At 72.4% G+C, this 17,889-nt stretch carries 17 protein-coding genes; 8 read left to right on the forward strand and 9 right to left on the reverse strand.

The window, feature by feature from the left end; all coding sequences use genetic code 11:
• Positions 1–15: 15 nt before the first annotated feature.
• The 4 genes from ACIGO6_RS02520 to ACIGO6_RS02535 form a co-directional block, all read right to left on the reverse strand.
• Entirely contained in the window at positions 16–1,503 is a 1,488-nt protein-coding gene (locus ACIGO6_RS02520; protein ID WP_399870169.1) for an alpha/beta hydrolase, read from the reverse strand.
• A 110-nt stretch (positions 1,504–1,613) separates the two neighbouring features.
• Positions 1,614–2,093, reverse strand: coding sequence for a cupin domain-containing protein (locus tag ACIGO6_RS02525; RefSeq protein ID WP_399870171.1), 480 nt, complete (start codon positions 2,091–2,093; stop codon positions 1,614–1,616).
• Between the two features lie 58 nt (positions 2,094–2,151).
• Complete coding sequence (locus ACIGO6_RS02530) at positions 2,152–2,349, reverse strand: DUF397 domain-containing protein (RefSeq protein ID WP_399870173.1); 198 nt, start codon at positions 2,347–2,349, stop codon at positions 2,152–2,154.
• Positions 2,331–3,161: a Scr1 family TA system antitoxin-like transcriptional regulator gene (locus ACIGO6_RS02535; RefSeq protein ID WP_399870175.1), complete on the reverse strand. Its 831-nt coding sequence runs from the start codon at positions 3,159–3,161 to the stop codon at positions 2,331–2,333. The genes ACIGO6_RS02530 and ACIGO6_RS02535 overlap by 19 nt, the downstream gene beginning before the upstream one ends.
• A gap of 115 nt (positions 3,162–3,276) precedes the next feature.
• On the opposite strand from ACIGO6_RS02535, the gene ACIGO6_RS02540 reads away from it, so the two are divergent.
• From ACIGO6_RS02540 to ACIGO6_RS02555, 4 genes are read left to right on the forward strand one after another with little or no spacing between them, the layout of a single operon-like run.
• Positions 3,277–3,483 carry a hypothetical protein gene (locus ACIGO6_RS02540; RefSeq protein WP_399870177.1) on the forward strand — a complete coding sequence of 69 codons (207 nt, stop codon included), beginning with the start codon at positions 3,277–3,279 and terminating at the stop codon, positions 3,481–3,483.
• A complete protein-coding gene (locus ACIGO6_RS02545) occupies positions 3,480–3,701 on the forward strand; it encodes a hypothetical protein (protein WP_399870179.1) in 222 nt (73 codons plus the stop codon). Before ACIGO6_RS02540 ends, ACIGO6_RS02545 begins: the two co-directional genes overlap by 4 nt.
• Positions 3,702–3,723: 22 nt before the next feature.
• Entirely contained in the window at positions 3,724–4,470 is a 747-nt protein-coding gene (gene recO / locus ACIGO6_RS02550; RefSeq protein ID WP_399870180.1) for a DNA repair protein RecO, read from the forward strand.
• A gap of 12 nt (positions 4,471–4,482) precedes the next feature.
• On the forward strand, positions 4,483–5,313 hold the full coding sequence (locus tag ACIGO6_RS02555) for an isoprenyl transferase (protein WP_399870182.1): 831 nt from the start codon (positions 4,483–4,485) through the stop codon (positions 5,311–5,313).
• Between the two features lie 93 nt (positions 5,314–5,406).
• Here the strand turns inward: ACIGO6_RS02555 and ACIGO6_RS02560 are convergent, their stop codons facing one another.
• The 4 genes from ACIGO6_RS02560 to ACIGO6_RS02575 are packed head-to-tail and all read right to left on the reverse strand — an operon-like array spanning position 5,407 to position 8,560.
• Positions 5,407–5,826, reverse strand: coding sequence for a Fur family transcriptional regulator (locus tag ACIGO6_RS02560; RefSeq protein ID WP_399870183.1), 420 nt, complete (start codon positions 5,824–5,826; stop codon positions 5,407–5,409).
• 60 nt (positions 5,827–5,886) lie between these two features.
• Positions 5,887–6,789, reverse strand: coding sequence for a metal ABC transporter permease (locus ACIGO6_RS02565; protein WP_399870186.1), 903 nt, complete (start codon positions 6,787–6,789; stop codon positions 5,887–5,889).
• Positions 6,789–7,559 carry a metal ABC transporter ATP-binding protein gene (locus tag ACIGO6_RS02570; protein ID WP_399870189.1) on the reverse strand — a complete coding sequence of 257 codons (771 nt, stop codon included), beginning with the start codon at positions 7,557–7,559 and terminating at the stop codon, positions 6,789–6,791. The genes ACIGO6_RS02565 and ACIGO6_RS02570 overlap by 1 nt, the downstream gene beginning before the upstream one ends.
• Before the next feature lie 26 nt (positions 7,560–7,585).
• The gene (locus tag ACIGO6_RS02575) at positions 7,586–8,560 is read right to left on the reverse strand and encodes a zinc ABC transporter substrate-binding protein (RefSeq protein ID WP_399870192.1); all 975 of its coding nucleotides are present in this window, start codon (positions 8,558–8,560) and stop codon (positions 7,586–7,588) included.
• 159 nt (positions 8,561–8,719) lie between these two features.
• Between ACIGO6_RS02575 and ACIGO6_RS02580 the strand changes: the two genes are divergently transcribed.
• The 4 genes from ACIGO6_RS02580 (at position 8,720) to ACIGO6_RS02595 (ending at position 16,390) form a co-directional block, all read left to right on the forward strand.
• Positions 8,720–10,102, forward strand: a complete 1,383-nt coding sequence (locus ACIGO6_RS02580; RefSeq protein WP_399870195.1) for a glycine--tRNA ligase — start codon at positions 8,720–8,722, stop codon at positions 10,100–10,102.
• 196 nt (positions 10,103–10,298) lie between these two features.
• Positions 10,299–11,234: a hypothetical protein gene (locus ACIGO6_RS02585; protein ID WP_399870197.1), complete on the forward strand. Its 936-nt coding sequence runs from the start codon at positions 10,299–10,301 to the stop codon at positions 11,232–11,234.
• A 15-nt stretch (positions 11,235–11,249) separates the two neighbouring features.
• Positions 11,250–15,749 carry an HAD-IC family P-type ATPase gene (locus ACIGO6_RS02590; protein ID WP_399870200.1) on the forward strand — a complete coding sequence of 1,500 codons (4,500 nt, stop codon included), beginning with the start codon at positions 11,250–11,252 and terminating at the stop codon, positions 15,747–15,749.
• Between the two features lie 95 nt (positions 15,750–15,844).
• Entirely contained in the window at positions 15,845–16,390 is a 546-nt protein-coding gene (locus ACIGO6_RS02595; RefSeq protein WP_399870203.1) for a hypothetical protein, read from the forward strand.
• A gap of 7 nt (positions 16,391–16,397) precedes the next feature.
• Here ACIGO6_RS02595 and ACIGO6_RS02600 read toward each other — a convergent pair whose 3' ends face one another.
• Entirely contained in the window at positions 16,398–17,843 is a 1,446-nt protein-coding gene (locus ACIGO6_RS02600) for an MFS transporter (protein ID WP_399870207.1), read from the reverse strand.
• Positions 17,844–17,889: the final 46 nt, after the last annotated feature.

The raw sequence follows: 17,889 nt of genomic DNA on the forward strand, positions 1-17,889 counted from the left end.
CTACGGCCGGGACTGTCAGCAGTAGGTGTCCGCGTCCGGCCGCTCTCCCGTCGCCAGGAAGTGGGAGGCCGTGCGGTCGCCGCAGGCGTTGCCGTTGGAGAGGTAGGGGTTGTGGCCGGTGGAGTCCACGGTGACCATGACCGCGCGCCGGCCGAGCGCCTCCCGCATCTCCAGGGCGCCGCCGAGCGGGGTGGCCACGTCCCGTTCGTTCTGGAGCAGCAGGACGTTGGACGGGCCCTCGTCGGTGATCCGCACCGGTGCCTCACGCGGCGGGTACGGCCAGGCGGCGCACAGCATGGCGTTGCGGGGCATCCCGGCGGTGAGCGGGTACTTGGCGCGGCTCTCGGCGACGCCCTTCTCGTACACGGCCTGGGACTTGGGCCAGGCGACGTCGTTGCAGAGGACTCCGGCACCCACACCGGCGACGTTCTGCAGCACGGCCTCGGGCGGCGCCTCGGGCGCGGGCGGCACGGTGCCCTGCTGCGCGGCCCGCAGCAGCCTGGCGAGCGTCGGATAGCGGCCGGGGGAGTAGAGGCTGTCCAGCATCGTCTGGCGCAGCACATTGCCGTTCAGCTCCTCCGGGTTGGCGCCGGGCCAGGGGATGGGCTCGCGGTCGAGGCGGGCGGCGAGCCGCAGGAACATCGGCCGTACGTCGGCGGCGTCGCGCGCCAGGCGGTCGGGGTTCCCGGGCTCGGACGCCCAGGCCGCGAAGTGCGGGAAGGTGTCCTCCACGCCCTCCTCGTGCGCGGCCAGCCAGGCGCGGTTGACGCGGGTGGGGTCGGGGTTGTCGACGCTGTCCAGCACGACGCGGTCGGTGCGGTGCGGGAACATCTGCGCGTACACCGCCCCCACGTACGTCCCGTACGACGTCCCCCACGCGGAGAGTTTCCGCTCACCGAGCGCGGCCCGGAGGCGGTCGATGTCGCGGGCCTCGTTGGCGGTGCTGAGGTGCTTGATCAGCTCGCCGCCGTTGCGGGCACAGGCGTCGGCCATGCGGCGCGCGGTGGCCATGTTCCCGTCCACCGAGCCGTCGGGGGCGGGCCAGGGCCGGAGCCGGGAGGTGGCGAGGTCGCCGTGCTCCAGCCCGCAGCTGACGGGCGTGGACGGCGCGAGGCCACGCGGCGCGAAGCCGATGAGGTCGTAGGCGTCGCGGACGTCCTGGGGCAGCTTCTGCCCCTTTCCCGAGGGATCGTTGAGACTGGAGCCGCCTGGCCCGCCGGCGATGAGCAGGAGTGCTCCGCGCCGGGCATCCGGATTCTCACTGCGGATGCGCGAGACGGCGATGTCGATGCGGGGGCCGTCCGGGTCGGCGTGGTCCATGGGGACCCGGAGGGTGGCGCACTGCTGACGGGGATGGAGGCCGGTGCCCTCGCAGGCCGTCCAGGCGAGGGGCTCGGACGGGCCTGCGGTGGCGGAGGCGGTCACGGGTGCGGTGATGCCGAGGAGGGCCGTGGACACGCCGACGATGGCGGCGTTGCGGATGGTGCGCGTGCGCTGCGTCATGTGACGAGCCTCGCGGATGCCCGGGGTCCTCCCCATCCGGGCAACAACCTGAAACGCACGGGGGATTACCCCAGTACGGCCATCGGGGTTCTCCCCGAGACGTCACACCGTCACACGAAGAAGCTGTCGTGCTTCACCTGGAACTCCCGCAGCTCCTCGCCGCCGCGCTGCGCGAACTCGGCGACACGCTCGAAGTACTCCTCGCGCGGGGCGCCCGGCGAGAACAGCATCAGCATGGACACGGGATCGTCGCTGTCGTTCTTGAAGGCGTGCAGTCCACCGACCGGGACGTACAGGAAGTCGCCCTGGCGCCCGGTGACCCAGCGTTCACCGTTGTAGAGCTCCAACTCGCCCGACAGGACGTAGAACGACTCGGAGATGCTCCGGTGGAAGTGCGTCCTGGCACCGGGAGCCTTGGGCCCCATGTCGACCTTGTAGAGCCCGAACTCCCCGCCGGTGGAGGCGTGGCTCGCGAGGTAGTGGGTGGTCGTGCCGCCGGGGGAGACGATGTCCGGCGGGGTGTCGGCCGCCCTGAACACGGCGTTGATCTCGCCCTTCTCGCCCAGGTAGCGCGGCTCCGGGTACGACATGGTGCCCCCTTTGTTCGTGAGTCTGCGGGGCCACTCTCGCGCACGGAGGGCGTCTTGGTCATCGTCCGGAAGAGGTACGTACGAACTTCGTCCAGGCCGCCGACCCGAAGACGATCACCGGGCCACCGGTCACCTTGCTGTCCCGGACGGGGACGACGCCGGGGACTCCGTCGGCGACCTCGACGCAGTCGCCGCCTTGGCCGTTGCTGTAGGTGCTTTTCGTCCAGCGGGCGTTGCTCAGGTCGAACTCGCGCATCGTCTGAAGTCCTCCGCCGCCGAGTCGATCAGGGCCAGGGACGCCTCCGGCGACAGCGCGGCGACCCTGAGCAGATCGTATGTGCGCTGGGCGTGCATCACCACGGCTGGATCGTCGATGAGTGTCCCCGAATACTCCGTCTCTGTATAAGCCACCGGCGGGGCGTCCTCAAAGTCCATGAGCTTCAGCATCCCGCCCATCGCCGCGTGCGCCCCCGCCCTGTACGGCAGCACCGTCACCATCGCGGCGCGCTCCCGCATCAGCCGTGCGATGTGTTCCAGTTGCGCCGCCATCGCCGGCGGGCCGCCCACCGGAATCCGCAGCACGTTCTCGTGCAACGTCACCCAATACTCGGGCCTTGTAGCGTCGAGGATCAGCGACCGCTCCAGTCGGGCGGTGACGATCTCGTCGACGTAGGAGTCCGGCTTGAACGGGTTCGCCGCGATCGTGACCGCCTGCGCGTAGTCCTTGGTCTGCAGCAGGCCCGGAATCACCGTGGGCGCGAACTCGCAGATCCGTGTGGCCAGCCGCTCCAGCTCCACCACATGGGCGAAGTAATCCGCATACCGCGGATCATCAATCAGCTTCCTGCACAGCCGCTCGAAAATACCGTCGGTTTGTAGCGTCTCGTCAATCCGCTGGGCCACGTCCAACTGTGGCTTGCGAATAGCCTGTTCGAACTGGCCGATGTATCCCCCGGACACGAATACCCGTGCGCCCAGCTCGACTTGGGTAATGCCGGCGTCCTCGCGCCGTCGTTTCAGCTCCGCGCCGAAGAACTCCCACGCCGCCTGACGTGAACCATTGGCCATAACCAACCCCCCTGCTCTGACACGCACTTGTAGTGCACAGGCTCCTGCCGAGTGTAGGCGTCGAGGGGCATTCTTGGGACACGAAGAGTGAAACCGTAAAGGGAAGGGGAACACCGTGGAGGCACGGCACTCGGCGCTCTGCGTCGAAGAAGCGGAGGTAGTGGTGGAAGAATTGCGCGCGGCACTCGTGAAGGCAGGAATTACTCTGCCGTCACTCGGGCTCGACCCGGTGAGTCTTGCGCGGGAGGCCCCCTGTCCACTCGTCGAATTGGGACGATGTTCCCTCGAGACCGCGCAGCGCCTCGCGGCGGCGCTGCGATGAGGACGACGCCGCCCGTCGGCTCCTACGCCGTCGACACCCGCACCGGCCGCGTCGGCGTCGTCATGGGGCACGAGGGGCCGTACGTCCAGATGCGACCGTACGGCGGAGGGCGGGAGTGGGACGCAGAGCCGGGTGACGTACGCCACGCCACCCCGGCCGAGCGGCTCAGCGCGGCGATGGCGTACACCAACGCCCGAAGCCGTGGCGAGGTGCCTTGAAGCATGCGCGAGAATGGTCGGCATGAGTCTGTTCCGCGACGACGGCATCGTGCTGCGCACCCAGAAGCTGGGTGAGGCGGACCGGATCATCACCTTGCTCACACGCGGTCACGGACGCGTACGCGCCGTGGCGCGCGGGGTGCGGCGAACGAAGTCGAAGTTCGGGGCGCGGCTGGAGCCGTTCTCGCACGTGGACGTGCAGTTCTTCTCGAAGGGCAGCGAGCTGGTCGGGCGCGGGCTGCCGCTGTGCACGCAGAGCGAGACCATCGCGCCGTACGGCGGCGGGATCGTGACGGACTACGCGCGCTACACCGCCGGGACGGCCATGCTGGAGACGGCCGAGCGGTTCACCGACCACGAGGGCGAGCCGGCGGTGCAGCAGTACCTGCTGCTGGTCGGCGCGCTGCGCACCCTCGCCCGCGGCGAGCACGCGCCGAACCTGGTCCTGGACGCGTTCCTGCTGCGCTCACTCGCGGTGAACGGGTATGCCCCGACCTTCGGGGACTGCGCGAGGTGCGGCATGCCGGGACCGAACCGGTTCTTCTCGGTCGGCTCGGGCGGCTCCGTCTGCGCCGACTGCCGGGTGCCCGGCAGCGTCGTACCCTCGCCGCAGGCCCTGGAACTGCTCGGCGCGCTGCTCACGGGAGACTGGGGGACCGCGGACGCGTGCGAGTCGCGGTACGTCCGGGAGGGGAGCGGGCTGGTGTCCGCGTACCTGCACTGGCACCTGGAGCGGGGACTGCGCTCCCTGCGGTACGTCGAGAAGTAGGAGAGAACTGAGATGGCCGTACGCGGGATCCTGGGGCGTCAGCGCCGGGACTACAGGACGCCGGAGCCGCACCCGTCCGGCGCGCGGCCCCCTAGGCTCGGTGAGCTGGTACCGGAGCACGTGGCGATCGTCATGGACGGCAACGGGCGCTGGGCCAAGGAGCGCGGGCTGCCGCGCACCGAGGGGCACAAGGTCGGCGCCGAGCGGGTGCTGGACGTGCTCCAGGGCGGGATCGAGATGGGCGTGAAGAACATCTCCCTGTACGCCTTCTCCACGGAGAACTGGAAGCGGTCGCCGGACGAGGTGCGCTTCCTGATGAACTTCAACCGCGACTTCATCCGCAAGACCCGCGACCAGCTCGACGAGCTCGGGATCCGCGTGCGCTGGGTGGGGCGGATGCCCAAGCTGTGGAAGTCGGTGGCCAAGGAGCTCCAGGTCGCCCAGGAGCAGACCAAGGACAACGACCGGCTGACCCTGTACTTCTGCATGAACTACGGCGGGCGCGCCGAGATCGCCGACGCCGCGCAGGCCCTCGCCGAGGACGTGCGGGCCGGGCGGCTCGATCCCTCGAAGGTGAACGAGAAGACGCTCGCGAAGTACCTGTACTACCCCGACATGCCGGACGTGGACCTGTTCCTGCGGCCGAGCGGGGAGCAGCGGACGTCCAACTACCTGCTGTGGCAGAGCGCCTACGCCGAGATGGTGTTCCAGGACGTGCTGTGGCCGGATTTCGACCGGCGTGACCTGTGGCGGGCCTGTCTGGAGTTCGCGTCGCGGGACCGCCGGTTCGGCGGGGCCATCCCGAACGAGGAGCTCCTCGCCATGGAGGGCCGCACAGAATAGTCCGGCTCGGACAGATTCAGCCCGTCCGGCGTTCGAGGACGAGGCCGTCAGGCCGAAAAAGGGCCCGGGGCGAAGCCCCGGGCCCTTGGCGGCTCAGCTGCCGCAGGCACTCGCACAGTCCGCGCACGTGCCGAAGATCTCCACCGTGTGCGCCACGTTGACGTAGCCGTGCTCGGCGGCGATGGCCTCGGCCCACTTCTCCACCGCGGGGCCCTCGACCTCGACCGCCTTGCCGCAGGCGCGGCAGACGAGGTGATGGTGGTGGTCGCCGGTGGAGCATCGGCGGTAGACGGACTCGCCGTCGGCGGTGCGCAGGACGTCGACCTCCCCCGCGTCGGCGAGGGACTGCAGGGTGCGGTAGACCGTGGTGAGCCCGACCGAGTCGCCCTTGTGCTTGAGCATGTCGTGGAGCTCCTGTGCGCTGCGGAACTCCTCGACCTCCTGGAGGGCAGCCGACACGGCGGCCCGCTGCCGGGTGCTGCGGCCCTTCACGGGCGGTCCAGCGGTCGTCACCGGATTCCTCCTCACGTCTGCGGCTTGCCGGGCCATTGTGCCAGCCCGGTCTGCCGGCGGTCAGACGCCGACCTCGTCGGCGGCCCCCCGGGTGGCCGGAATCTTGCACTCCGCCGGATCCGCGGCGGCCTGCGCCGCGGTGGCCGCCCGCGCGCGTCGCCGGGCCAGCGGCGCCGCCAGCGCGGTCAGCAGGACGAACGCGCCGATGGTGAGCAGCACGATGGTCGCACCGGGCGGCACGTCCTGGTAGTACGACGTGACCGTGCCGCTGATCGTCACGGTGACGCCGATGGCGACGGCGACGGCGAAGGTGGCGGCGAAGCTGCGGGTGAGCTGCTGCGCGGCGGCCACCGGGACCACCATCAGCGCCGACACCAGCAACAGCCCGACGACGCGCATCGCGACCGTCACCGTGACCGCCGCCGTGACGGCCGTCAGCAGGTTCAGCGCGCGCACCGGCAGGCCGGTGACCCGGGCGAACTCCTCGTCCTGGCTGACCGCGAACAGCTGGCGGCGCAGGCCGAGGGTGACGAGGACCACGAAGGCGGCCAGCACGCAGATCGCCGTGACGTCGGACTCGCTCACCGTCGACAGCGAGCCGAAGAGGTACGAGGTGAGGTTGGCGTTGGAGCCGGTGGGCGCGAGGTTGATGAACATCACGCCGCCGGCCATGCCGCCGTAGAAGAGCATGGCGAGGGCGATGTCGCCGCGGGTCTTGCCGTACCAGCGGATCAGCTCCATGAGGACGGCGCCGAGGACGGAGACCAGGGTGGCCATCCAGATCGGGGACCAGGAGAGCAGGAAGCCGAGGCCGACGCCGGTCATCGCCACGTGGCCGATGCCGTCGCCCATGAGGGCCTGGCGGCGCTGCACCAGGTAGATGCCGACGGCGGGGGCGGTGATGCCGACCAGGACGGCGGCCAGCAGCGCCCGCTGCATGAAGGCGTAGTTCAGGATTTCCATCAGCTCAACAGTCCCGTGCGGATCGGTTCGGCGCCCGCCGGTGCGTGCGGGTGGACGTGGTCGTGGCCGGGCAGGGCGTGCTGGCCGACCGCCTTCGGGGGCGGGCCGTCGTGCAGGACGCAGCCGTCGCGGAGGACGACCGCCCGGTCGATCAGGGGCTCCAGGGGGCCCAGCTCGTGCAGGACGAGGAGGACGGTGGTGCCGGCGGCGACCTGCTTCCTGAGCGTGTCGGCCAGCACCTCCTGGCTGGCCAGGTCGACGCCCGCCATCGGCTCGTCCATGATCAGCAGCTCGGGTTCGGCGGCGAGCGCGCGGGCGATCAGCACCCGCTGGTGCTGGCCGCCGGAGAGGGCGTTCACGGAGTCCTTGGCCCGGTCCGCCATGCCGACCAGGTCCAGGGCGCGGCGTACGGCCTCGTGGTCGGCCTTGCGCAGGATGCCGAAGCGGGCGCGGGAGAGGCGGCCGGAGGAGACCACCTCGGTCACCGTGGCGGGCACGCCGCCCGCGGCCGTGGTGCGCTGCGGGACGTAGCCCACGCGCGCCCAGTCGCGGAACCGGCGCCGCGGGGTGCCGAACAGCTCGACCTCGCCGGCCGTGACCGGCACCTGGCCGATGACCGTGCGCACGGCCGTGGACTTGCCCGAGCCGTTGGCGCCGAGCAGCGCCACGACCTCGCCGCGGCCCACGGTGAGGTCGATGCCGCGCAGGACGGGGCGTGAGCCCAGCTCGGCGCGGACGCCGCGCAGGGAGATGACAGGCTCGTCGCTCACGATGCCCTCCGTAACGATCGAAACGCTCACTTGGCGCCGAGGGCGGCCTCGAGCGCCTTGAGGTTGGACTCCATGACCGCGATGTAGTCGTCGCCCTTCGACTTGTCGGTGATGCCTTCCAGCGGGTCGAGGACGTCGGTCTTCAGGCCCGCGTCCTTGGCGAGGGTCTTCGCGGTCTTGTCGGACACCAGTGTCTCGTAGAAGACGGTGGTGACGCCGTCGGCCTTGGCCTCGTCCTGGAGCTCCTTGATCCGGGCGGGGCTGGGCTCGCTCTCCGGGTCGAGGCCGTTGATGGCCTCCTGGGTCAGGCCGTAGCGCTCGGCGAGGTAGCCGAAGGCGGCGTGGTTGGTGAAGAAGACCTTGGTGTCGGTGTTCGCCAGGCCGTCCTTGTACGCCGTGTTCAGGTCGGCCAGCTTCTTCGTCAGCGCGTCGGCGTTCTTGCGGTAGTCGGCGGCGTTGTCCGGGTCGGCCTTCTCGAAGGCGCCCGCGACGCCCTCGGCGATCTCGGCGTACTTCACCGGGTCCAGCCAGACGTGCGGGTCGAGGGCGTGCTCCTCCTCTTCGGAGTGCTCCTCGGCCGCGTGCTCCTCGCCCTCGTGGCCGTGGTCGTGCTCGACGCTCCCGTGGTCCTCGAGCTCGGTCAGCGTGGCCGCGTCGATCTTGGTCTTCGCGCCGGACTGGGCGACGGCCTCGTCCACGGCGGGCTGGAGGGACTTCAGGTAGAGCACCGCGTCCGCCTCGCCCATCTGGGCGGTCTGCTTGGTGCTCAGCTCCAGGTCGTGCGGCTCCTGGCCGGGCTCGGTGAGGGTGGTGACGTTCACGTGGTCGCCGCCGATCTGCTCGGCGAGGTACTGCATCGGGTAGAACGACGCGACGACGTCGAACTTGTCCGTGTTGCCCGCCGCCGCGCTGTCGCCGGCGCAGGCGGAGAGGGTCCCGAGGCCGAGGGCGGCGGCCGCGGTGGCTGCTATGCCGGATATGTGGCGTCGTCGTACGTTCATGGCATTCATTTTCAACAAATATGGAAACCGTTGTCAACTAACGGCCGGTACGTCGGGGGGTGCCCCCGATTTGGTCGAGGGGCGGCCCACGCCGGTAACCTGAAGCATTCTCTGGAAGCATCTCGCTTCGTCGCCCGTCGTCGTAATGAAGAGAGCACCGTGGCCGCCGACAAGATCGACACCATCGTCAGCCTGAGCAAGCGCCGTGGCTTCGTTTTCCCTTGTAGTGAGATCTACGGCGGACAGCGTGCCGCCTGGGACTACGGGCCGCTGGGTGTCGAGCTCAAGGAGAACCTCAAGCGCCAGTGGTGGCGCTACATGGTCACCTCGCGCGAGGACGTCGTCGGTCTCGACTCGTCCGTGATCCTGGCCCCCGAGGTCTGGGTGGCCTCCGGCCACGTCGCCACCTTCACGGACCCGCTGACCGAGTGCACCTCCTGCCACAAGCGGTTCCGCGCGGACCACCTGGAGGAGGCCTACGAGGAGAAGAAGGGCAAGGCCCCGGAGAACGGCCTCGCCGACCTCAACTGCCCCAACTGTGGCAACAAGGGCACCTTCACCGAGCCCAAGCAGTTCTCCGGTCTGCTCTCCACCCACCTCGGCCCGACCCAGGACAGCGGCTCCGTCGCCTACCTGCGGCCCGAGACCGCCCAGGGCATCTTCACCAACTTCGCCCAGGTGCAGACCACTTCGCGCCGCAAGCCGCCGTTCGGCATCGCCCAGATGGGCAAGTCCTTCCGCAACGAGATCACGCCCGGCAACTTCATCTTCCGCACCCGCGAGTTCGAGCAGATGGAGATGGAGTTCTTCGTCAAGCCGGGCGAGGACGAGAAGTGGCAGGAGTACTGGATGGAGCAGCGCTGGAACTGGTACACCGGCCTGGGCCTGCGTGAGGAGAACATGCGCTGGTACGAGCACCCGAAGGAGAAGCTCTCCCACTACTCCAAGCGCACCGCCGACATCGAGTACCGGTTCTCCTTCGGCGGGAGCGAGTGGGGCGAGCTGGAGGGTGTCGCCAACCGGACGGACTACGACCTCGGCGCCCACGCCAAGGCCTCCGGCCAGGACCTCTCCTACTTCGACCAGGAGGCCGGCGAGCGCTGGACGCCGTACGTCATCGAGCCGGCGGCCGGTGTCGGGCGCGCGATGCTCGCCTTCCTGCTCGACGCGTACGTCGAGGACGAGGCCCCGAACGCCAAGGGCAAGCTGGAGAAGCGGACCGTGCTGCGGCTCGACCCGCGCCTCGCGCCGGTGAAGGTCGCGGTGCTGCCGCTGTCCCGCAACGCGGAGCTGTCGCCGAAGGCGAAGGGGCTCGCGCAGGCGCTGCGGCAGAACTGGAACATCGAGTTCGACGACGCCGGTGCGATCGGGCGCCGGTACCGGCGCCAGGACGAGATCGGGACGCCGTTCTGTGTGACGGTCGACTTCGACACGCTCGACGACAACGCGGTGACCGTGCGGGAGCGGGACACGATGAAGCAGGAGCGCGTGTCGCTGGACCAGATCGAGGGGTACCTCGCGTCGAGGCTCGTCGGCTGCTGACGTTCGCCGTCTTCGCCCACCCCTCACCCGGCTCGATCGGGTGAGGGGTGGGCGTTTTTCGTCCTCGAAACCGAGCGCGACCACTTTGTCGGGGTGAGTGCTCGAAGTGCGGGAACCCGGAGAAATGCGGAAGGTGATGTTCCCAGGGTTTCCCACACTTCGCACAGGCGAGGACGAAGGGCGAGGACGAACAGCCATGGCTGAGCAGAAGTCGGCGCAGACGCTCCCCCGACCGTTGCACGCGGCGGCCTCGGTACTGCGGAAGGTGCCCGGTGCCGAGACGGTCGGCAGGGCCGCCGAGGGCACGTTGGACATGATCGGAGCCGTGTCGCCGCGGGGACGGCGCGTGATCGTCTACACCGGGGCCGGAGTGCTGGGCGTCGCCGGACTGGTGGAGTGGCCGGTGGCGGTCACCGGTGCGGCGGTGGCGTGGCTGACGCGCCCGCGGTCGCCGAAGGACCGGGACGCCGGCGCCTCGGAGGGGGAGAAGGCGGGGGCGGCGCGGAACGCCGCGAAGAGCACCGCGACGAAGAGCGCCGGGTCGCAGAGCGCCGCCGCGAAGTCCCCCGCGCGGACGCGGGCGGCGAAGAGCGCGGCGGCCGAGGAGACCCCTGCGGTCTCGGAGACCACCCCGGGCGGTCGGGCCGCGAAGAAGGCCACGGTGAAGCAGGCCGCTGCGGGCACGACGGCCGCGCGCAGGGCCGCCGCAGGCACCGCGGCCGCGAGCAGGACCGCCGCGGCCAAGACGGCCGCGGCCAAGACCGCCGCAGTCAAGACGGCCGCGGCCAAGACCACCGCGAGCAAGACGGCCGCGAGCAGGTCCGGTGCCAAGCAGGCCGCCGCGAAGCAGTCCGCCGCCACCAAGCAGTCCGCCGCGAAGCAGGCCGCCACCAAGCAGGCCGCCGCGAAGAAGGCCACGGCGAAGCAGGCCGCCGCCGGGGGGACCACCGCAAGGAAGGCCACCGCGAAGAAGGCGGCCGCCGGGCGGGGCGCCGCGAAGAAGGTCGCGTCCCCCGGTCGGGCCAAGAGCCAGTCGACCGGTACCAAGGCGTCCGCCGGCCGGCCCGCGAGCTCGGCCGGGAGCCGCAGCCGCACGACGGCCGCCGCGTCGCGCACGCGAAACGCCGGCTGAGAGACGACGATGACGATGGCCGCTGGACTTCTGACGCGATCCCAGGGCGCCGTCACCGGCGTGGTGCTGGCCGGTCCACGGCTGCTCGCGCGCGGCACCGCGCCCGCCGTGGGTGCCGCGGCCGGCGCGGTGGCGGGCACCGCACGAGCGGGTGTGCGCGGCGCCGACTTCGCGGCGCGGGCGGCACGGGTCGCCCGCGCCGCGCTGCCGGGCGGCACCCGGCACTGGCGGGCCGGGCCCCGGGCGCATCTCGCGCTCCGGCCGGCCGCGACGGACAAGGTGCGCCGGGCGGGCGGCACCGCGCGCGTGGCACGGCGGGTGGCGGCGGCCCTGGCCGAGCACCCGGACGTCGTACTCGCCTACTGGGACACCGGTCTCGCCCGGCTGGTGGTGACCGCGACCGAGGACGCGCTCACCGACCGGGTGGTGGAGCGTGCCACCGAACTCGCCGAACAGCACGGACTGACCCGGGCGGGCGAGCGGGGCGACGATGAAGACCTGGTGGAGGAGGCGGTCCATCCCGGCGACCCGGCCTCGGTACGGGTCGCGGCGACGGCCCTCGGCGCCGACATGCTCGGCATCGCCGCCGGCGTGACCGCCGCGCGTCTGCGGCTGCCGCCCTCGCCCCGCCTGGTGACGGCCGTGGCGACGCTGCTGCGCGAGAACCCGGCCTTCCGCCGTTGGTTGCGCGCGCGGCTCGGCGAGCACCGGATGGACGTGGCACTGGCCGCCGCCAACGCGGTCGTCCACGGCGCGGGCCAGAGCCCCACCTCCCTGGTGCTCGACGGGGTGCTGCGCATCTGCCAGCTGACGGAGGCGGTGGCCCGGACGGCGGCCTTCGAGGTCGTGCACGACCAGCTGTGCGTCCCGGAACGGGGCAGCCTGCCCGCCGTCCCCGCCCTGCGCCCGCCGCTGCGGACCTCACCGGCCCAGGACTACGCCGCCCACGCCTCGACCGGCAGTGTGGCGGGCGCGGTGGCGACCCTGCTGGTCAAGCACGACGTCGCCGAGGCCGCCGAGGCGGTGCTGGCCGGCTCGCCCAAGGCCGCGCGCTACGGGCCCGCCGCCTTCCACGCCGTACTGAGCGCCGCGCTGTCCCGTACCGGCGTGCTCGTGCGCGACCCCGAGCGGCTGCGGCAGCTGGAGATGGCCGGCACGGTCGTCCTGCATCCCAGTGCGCTGCGGCTGCCGGACGCGGGTGCGGACCCGTGGACGGAGGACGTACTGGACGCGGCCCGGCGCGCCGGTCTGCGCGTGGTGATGGTGGAGGACCCGGCGCTGGCCGACTTCACCGGTCTGGCGGACCAAGTGGTCACCGCGGCGCGGCCGTTGCGCGAGGTCGTGGACGAACTGCGGACCGAGAGCGGCGTCATCACCGTCGTACGGCCCCGGCCCGGCGACGACGAGGCGGTGTCGGCCGGACTGCTCGGCGGGGACGTGGCCGTCGCGCTGGCCGACGCGGACTGCCCGGTGGCGTGGGGCGCGGACGTCCTCGCGCCCGGTGGCCTGGCCGACGTGTGGCGGCTGCTGCGCGCGGTGCCGGCGGCCCGCGGGGTCGGGCACCGGTCGCAGACGCTGGCCCGGTCCGGCGCCGCGCTGTCCGGGCTGCTGGTGGCGGTGGGCGAGGCCCGCGACAAGGGCAAGGGCGGGAACGGGGGTGGTGGTTCGGCGCTGCCCGGGCTGCGGCACGCCCCGGTCGACGCGAGCGCGGCGGCGGCCCTGCTGTCCGGGGCGCGCGCCGCGCTCGGCGTGGCGATGGCCCGCGCGCCGCATCCCCGGGCGCGGGTGGCGTGGCACGCGCTGGACCCGGGCGACGTACGCGACCGGCTGGAGCTGGAGCACGAGAGGGAGCCCGAGCCGACCGTCGTCGAGCAGGCCACGGGCCGGCTGCGCGCGGTCGCCGGACGGGCCGGCCGGGTGCGGGCGCTGGCCCCGGCGCGCTGGTCGTGGCAGCTGGCGCGGGCCGTACGGGGGGAGCTGGACGATCCGCTCACCCCGGTGCTGGCCGTCGGCTCCGCCGCCTCCGCGATCCTCGGCTCGGTCGTGGACGCGCTGCTGGTCGTCGGGGCGCTCGACCTGAACGCGCTGGTCGGCGGGTTCCAGCGGCTGCGCGCCGAGCGGGCGCTGTCGGGGCTGCTGGCGGAGCAGAAGCAGAAGGCCCGCCTCGCGGAGGGCCCCGACTGGGCGAACGGGCGGCCCGGCGAGGGCCTCTCGGTCCCGGCCGCGGGGTGGGAGCCGGGGGCTGTCGCGACCGCCGGGACCGCAGGGCCCGCCGGGACCGAGGTGCCGGACGGGGAGAGCCCCGGGGAGACCTCCGCACCGGCCGAGCCGCGCATCGTGGACGCGGCCAAGCTGCACCCGGGCCACGTGATCGAGCTGAAGGCCGACGACGTCGTGCCCGCCGACGCCCGGCTGCTGTGGGAGGAGGGGCTGGAGGTCGACGAGTCCGCGCTGACCGGGGAGTCGCTGCCGGTGGACAAGTGCGTGGACCCGGCGCCGCGCGCCCCCGTGGCCGAGCGGTACTGCATGGTCTTCGAGGGCACGACCGTGGTGGCCGGACGGGCCCGGGCCGTCGTCGTCGACACCGGCGACCACACCGAGGCGGCGCGGGCCGTCGCACTGGCCGCCCGTACGCCCTCCGCGGCCGGAGTCCAGGCCAGGCTCCAGGAACTGACCCGCAAGGCGCTCCCGCTCACCCTCGCCGGCGGCGCCGCGGTGACCGGTCTGTCGCTGCTGCGCGGGACGCCGATCCGGCAGGCCGTCTCCGGTGGCGTGTCCGTGGCGGTGGCCGCCGTGCCCGAGGGGCTGCCGCTGGTGGCGACGGTGGCGCAGCTGGCGGCGGCCCGCCGGCTCGGCCGCCGCGGCGTCCTCGTGCGCACCCCGCGCACCCTGGAGGCGCTGGGCCGCATGGACACCATGTGCTTCGACAAGACCGGCACGCTCACCGAGAACAGGCTGCGGCTGACGCGGATCGCGAGCGCCGACGGCACGGTCCGCAGGGCGGGCGACCCGGAGGCCGCCGACCCCCTGCGGATCGCCGCGCGCGCCTGCCCCCGCCCGAACGGCGACGGCGCCCGGCCCACCCACGCCACCGACGAGGCCGTCCTCGACGCCGCCGGGGACGACCCGGGCTGGACGCAGGAGGAGGAGCTGCCCTTCGAGACCTCCCGCGGCTACGCCGCCGCCGTCGGACGGGACGCGGACGGGGCGCCGGTGCTGGTGGTCAAGGGCGCCCCGGAGACCGTGCTGCCCGCCTGTGCCGGCCTGCCGTCGCACGCCTCCGAGGTGGCGCAGATCCTGGCCCGGGACGGACTGCGCATCATCGCGGTGGCCTCCCGTCCCCTGCGCGCGGGTGAGAAGGCGGCCGACGTCCTCGAACAGCAGCCGTCGGAGCTGGAGTTCACCGGGCTGCTCGCCCTGGCCGACGTGGCCCGCGAGACGTCCCCGGCGCTGGTGCGCGGGCTGCGCGAGGCGGGCGTACGGCCCGTGGTGCTGACCGGCGACCATCCGCAGACCGCCCGCGCCATCGCCGTCGACCTGGGCTGGCCCGAGGACGCGCTCGTGGTCACCGGCGACGAGCTGGCCGCCGCCGACCGTACGGCACGGTCCCGCATGCTGCGCGACGCGGACGTCGTGGCCCGGGTGGCGCCCGAGCAGAAGCTCCAGGTCGTCGAGTCGCTGCGGGACGCCGGGCGGGTCGTCGGCATGGTCGGCGACGGTGCCAACGACGCCGCCGCCATCCGCGCCGCCGACATCGGCGTCGGCATCAGCGCCCGCGGCTCGGCCGCCGCCCGCAACGCCGCGGACCTGGTCGTCACGGGTGACGACCTGCTGGTCCTGGTGGAGGCGGTGCGGGAGGGCCGGGCGCTGTGGCACAGCGTCGCCGACGCCATCGCCATCCTGATCGGCGGCAACGCGGGCGAGGTCGGCTTCGGCATCCTCGGCACGGTGCTGGGCGGCTCCGCCCCGCTGTCCACCCGTCAGATGCTGCTGGTCAACCTGTTCACGGACCTGTTCCCCGCGATGGCGGTGGCGGTGACGGAGACGGCGGACCCCGAGCAGGAGGACGCCGACGCGGGCGCGCCGCTCGGTACGGCGGTGCTGGGCGCCCCCCTGATCCGCCAGATCCGGCACCGGGCCATGACCACGGCGCTCGGGGCGACCGCGGCCTGGCTGTTCGGCCGGTTCACGCCGGGCTCGAGGCGCCGGTCGACGACGATGGCCCTGTGCGCGGTGGTCGGCACCCAGCTCGCCCAGACCCTGGCCGACCGGCGCGACAGCCGGCTGGTGCAGGTCACGTCCCTCGGCTCCGCCGCCGCGCTGGTCGCCCTGGTCGAGACCCCGGGCGCCAGCCAGCTCTTCGGCTGCACCCCGCTGGGACCGGTCGCCTGGGCCGGCGTGGCCGCGGCGATCGCCCTGGCCCTGGCGGGTCAGCGGGCGCTGCCGGCGGTGGAGGAGGCGGTCGTGAAGCACTGGCCGAAGGTGACGGAGCGGCTGCCGGAGTTCGCACGCTGACCGGGCCGGGCCGGCCGGGGAGAAATCCGGTGCGGTGCCACTCGGCGCGAGGGCATGATGCGCGGGTCCGTCGTCGCTGACCGAAAGGCGTGTTCGTGCTTCCCCTGGACGAGATCCGGACCCTGCTGAGCGAACACGACGACCCGCACCACCGGGAACGGCCCCGGGACTTCGACGCGCAGACCTCGGCGCGCCGCTTCGCCCTGCTCACGAGCGCGCTCGAGCGGCGTTTCGGGCCGTCCGGCCGTGGCGGTCTGTACCAGGACGCCAGTGCGTACGGAAGGTACTCGGTCCTCGCGGACGGCGGCGGCCCCACCGGGAGACTGTGGGTCGAGCTGAGCAACTTCGGCGGCTTCGTCACCGCCGGGACGGGCGCCGACTGGGCCGCGCACTCGGCGGAGGGCCTGAGCGAGGAGTTCGTGACCTGGCTGGACGAGGTCTGTACGGCGGCGGGGTGTGTCTTCGTCCCGCTCGACGTGCTGATGGAGCCGTACAACGGCCCGACCCCGACCCTGGTGGACGACGACCGGATGCTCGCGGAGGCACTCGCGGCACTGGGACTGGACGACGCGGAGGGCGCCGAGGACGAGGACGACGACACGCCGCCGGTCTGGGCCGACCGGTACTTCGACTACGTGTGAAGAGCCGTCACACCCCCGCCCGCGCCGCCTCCCGTACCTCCGTCGACTGGAGGCGCTCGGCCGTCCGCTCGGCCGTGCGGTGGGCCCAGCGGCCGTTCGTGACGGCGCCCAGGACGAGGACCGCGAGGCCGCAGGCGGCCAGGATCCACCAGCCGGGGCGGGAGGCGGCGACGAAGGTGTCCCGGTACGACGACGCCCCCACCCCGGCCGCCAGCACCGCGCCGACCACCGCCACGCCCAGGGTCTGGCCCAGCTGGCGGCTGGTGGAGGCGACGGCGGCGGCGACCCCGGCCTGGGCGCGGGGCATGCCGGAGACGGCGGTGTTGGTGATGGGCGCGTTGACGAAGCCGAAGCCGACGCCGAAGAGGGCGTAACCGATGAAGAGGGTGACGTTCGACGTCTCGGCCTCGAAGGCGGCGAACAGCACCCCGCTCACGGTCAGCGCGCCGCCCGCGATCAGCAGGGGCAGCCGCGGCCCCCGGGTGCCGACCAGCCGTCCGGACAGCGGGGCGCACAGGAAGGTCGGCACGGCCATCGGCAGCATCCACAGGCCCGCGTGCAGGGCGCTCAGTCCGCGCACGTTCTGCAGGTACAGGGTGGACAGGAAGAGGAAGCCGCCCAGCGCGGCGAATGCGCTGATCGCCGTGACGGTGGCTCCGCTGAACGGCGCCGACCGGAAGAACCGCAGGTCGATGAGGGGCTCGGCGCGGCGGGGTTCGTAGTACAGCAGGCCGAGCAGTGCGGCGAGCGACAGGACCGCGAAGGGCAGGACCGCCGTGAGCCCGGCGTTCGGCGCCTCGATGATCGCGTACGTCAGGGAGCCGAACAGCACGATCACCATCAGCTGGCCCAGCGGGTCCGCGCGGCGGGCCTTCGGCGCGCGGGACTCGGGGACGAAGCGCAGGGTGAGGAGGAGGGCCGCCAGGCCCACCGGCAGGTTGACCCAGAAGATCGAGCGCCAGCCGACCGACTCCACCAGCAGGCCGCCCGCCAGCGGGCCCGCGGCCATGGAGATGCCGACGACCGCGCCCCACACCCCGATCGCGCGGGCGCGCTCGCGCGGGTCGGTGAAGGTGTTGGTGATGATCGACATGGCGACCGGGTTGAGCATCGAACCGCCCACCGCCTGGATCATCCGGAAGACGACCAGCGACGACAGGTCCGGGGCCAGCGAGCAGAGCAGCGAGCCGAGGGTGAAGAGCACCAGGCCGGTCATGAAGACCCGCTTGCGGCCGATCCGGTCGGCCGTGGAGCCGGCCAGCATCAGCAGTGCGGCCAGCACCAGCGTGTAGGCGTCGATCGCCCACTGGAGCCCCGACGTGCTCGCGTGCAGGTCGCGCTGCATGGACGGCAGGGCGACGTTGAGGATCGTGTTGTCGATGCTCACGATCAGCAGGCTCATGCAGCAGATCGCGAGCACCAGTATGCGGCGGCGGTGACTCGGCTCGGGCATGCCGTCCATCGTAGCCGATTTCAATAGTGTGCCTAACTAATGAATT

Source organism: Streptomyces sp. NPDC053750 (genome assembly GCF_044544295.1).
Lineage (GTDB): Bacteria > Actinomycetota > Actinomycetes > Streptomycetales > Streptomycetaceae > Streptomyces.

Excerpts from the sequence above, each read along its gene's own strand:
- ACIGO6_RS02520 (WP_399870169.1), bottom strand. The coding sequence starts at position 1,503 with ATGACGCAGCGCACGCGCACCATCCGCAACGCCGCCATCGTCGGCGTG.
- ACIGO6_RS02575 (WP_399870192.1), bottom strand. The coding sequence starts at position 8,560 with ATGAACGTACGACGACGCCACATATCCGGCATAGCAGCCACCGCGGCC.
- ACIGO6_RS02565 (WP_399870186.1), bottom strand. The coding sequence starts at position 6,789 with ATGGAAATCCTGAACTACGCCTTCATGCAGCGGGCGCTGCTGGCCGCC.
- ACIGO6_RS02555 (WP_399870182.1), top strand. The coding sequence starts at position 4,483 with ATGGCCGTACGCGGGATCCTGGGGCGTCAGCGCCGGGACTACAGGACG.
- ACIGO6_RS02530 (WP_399870173.1), bottom strand. The coding sequence starts at position 2,349 with ATGCGCGAGTTCGACCTGAGCAACGCCCGCTGGACGAAAAGCACCTAC.
- recO (WP_399870180.1), top strand. The coding sequence starts at position 3,724 with ATGAGTCTGTTCCGCGACGACGGCATCGTGCTGCGCACCCAGAAGCTG.
- ACIGO6_RS02590 (WP_399870200.1), top strand. The coding sequence starts at position 11,250 with ATGGCCGCTGGACTTCTGACGCGATCCCAGGGCGCCGTCACCGGCGTG.
- ACIGO6_RS02535 (WP_399870175.1), bottom strand. The coding sequence starts at position 3,161 with ATGGCCAATGGTTCACGTCAGGCGGCGTGGGAGTTCTTCGGCGCGGAG.
- ACIGO6_RS02545 (WP_399870179.1), top strand. The coding sequence starts at position 3,480 with ATGAGGACGACGCCGCCCGTCGGCTCCTACGCCGTCGACACCCGCACC.
- ACIGO6_RS02600 (WP_399870207.1), bottom strand. The coding sequence starts at position 17,843 with ATGCCCGAGCCGAGTCACCGCCGCCGCATACTGGTGCTCGCGATCTGC.
- ACIGO6_RS02585 (WP_399870197.1), top strand. The coding sequence starts at position 10,299 with ATGGCTGAGCAGAAGTCGGCGCAGACGCTCCCCCGACCGTTGCACGCG.
- ACIGO6_RS02525 (WP_399870171.1), bottom strand. The coding sequence starts at position 2,093 with ATGTCGTACCCGGAGCCGCGCTACCTGGGCGAGAAGGGCGAGATCAAC.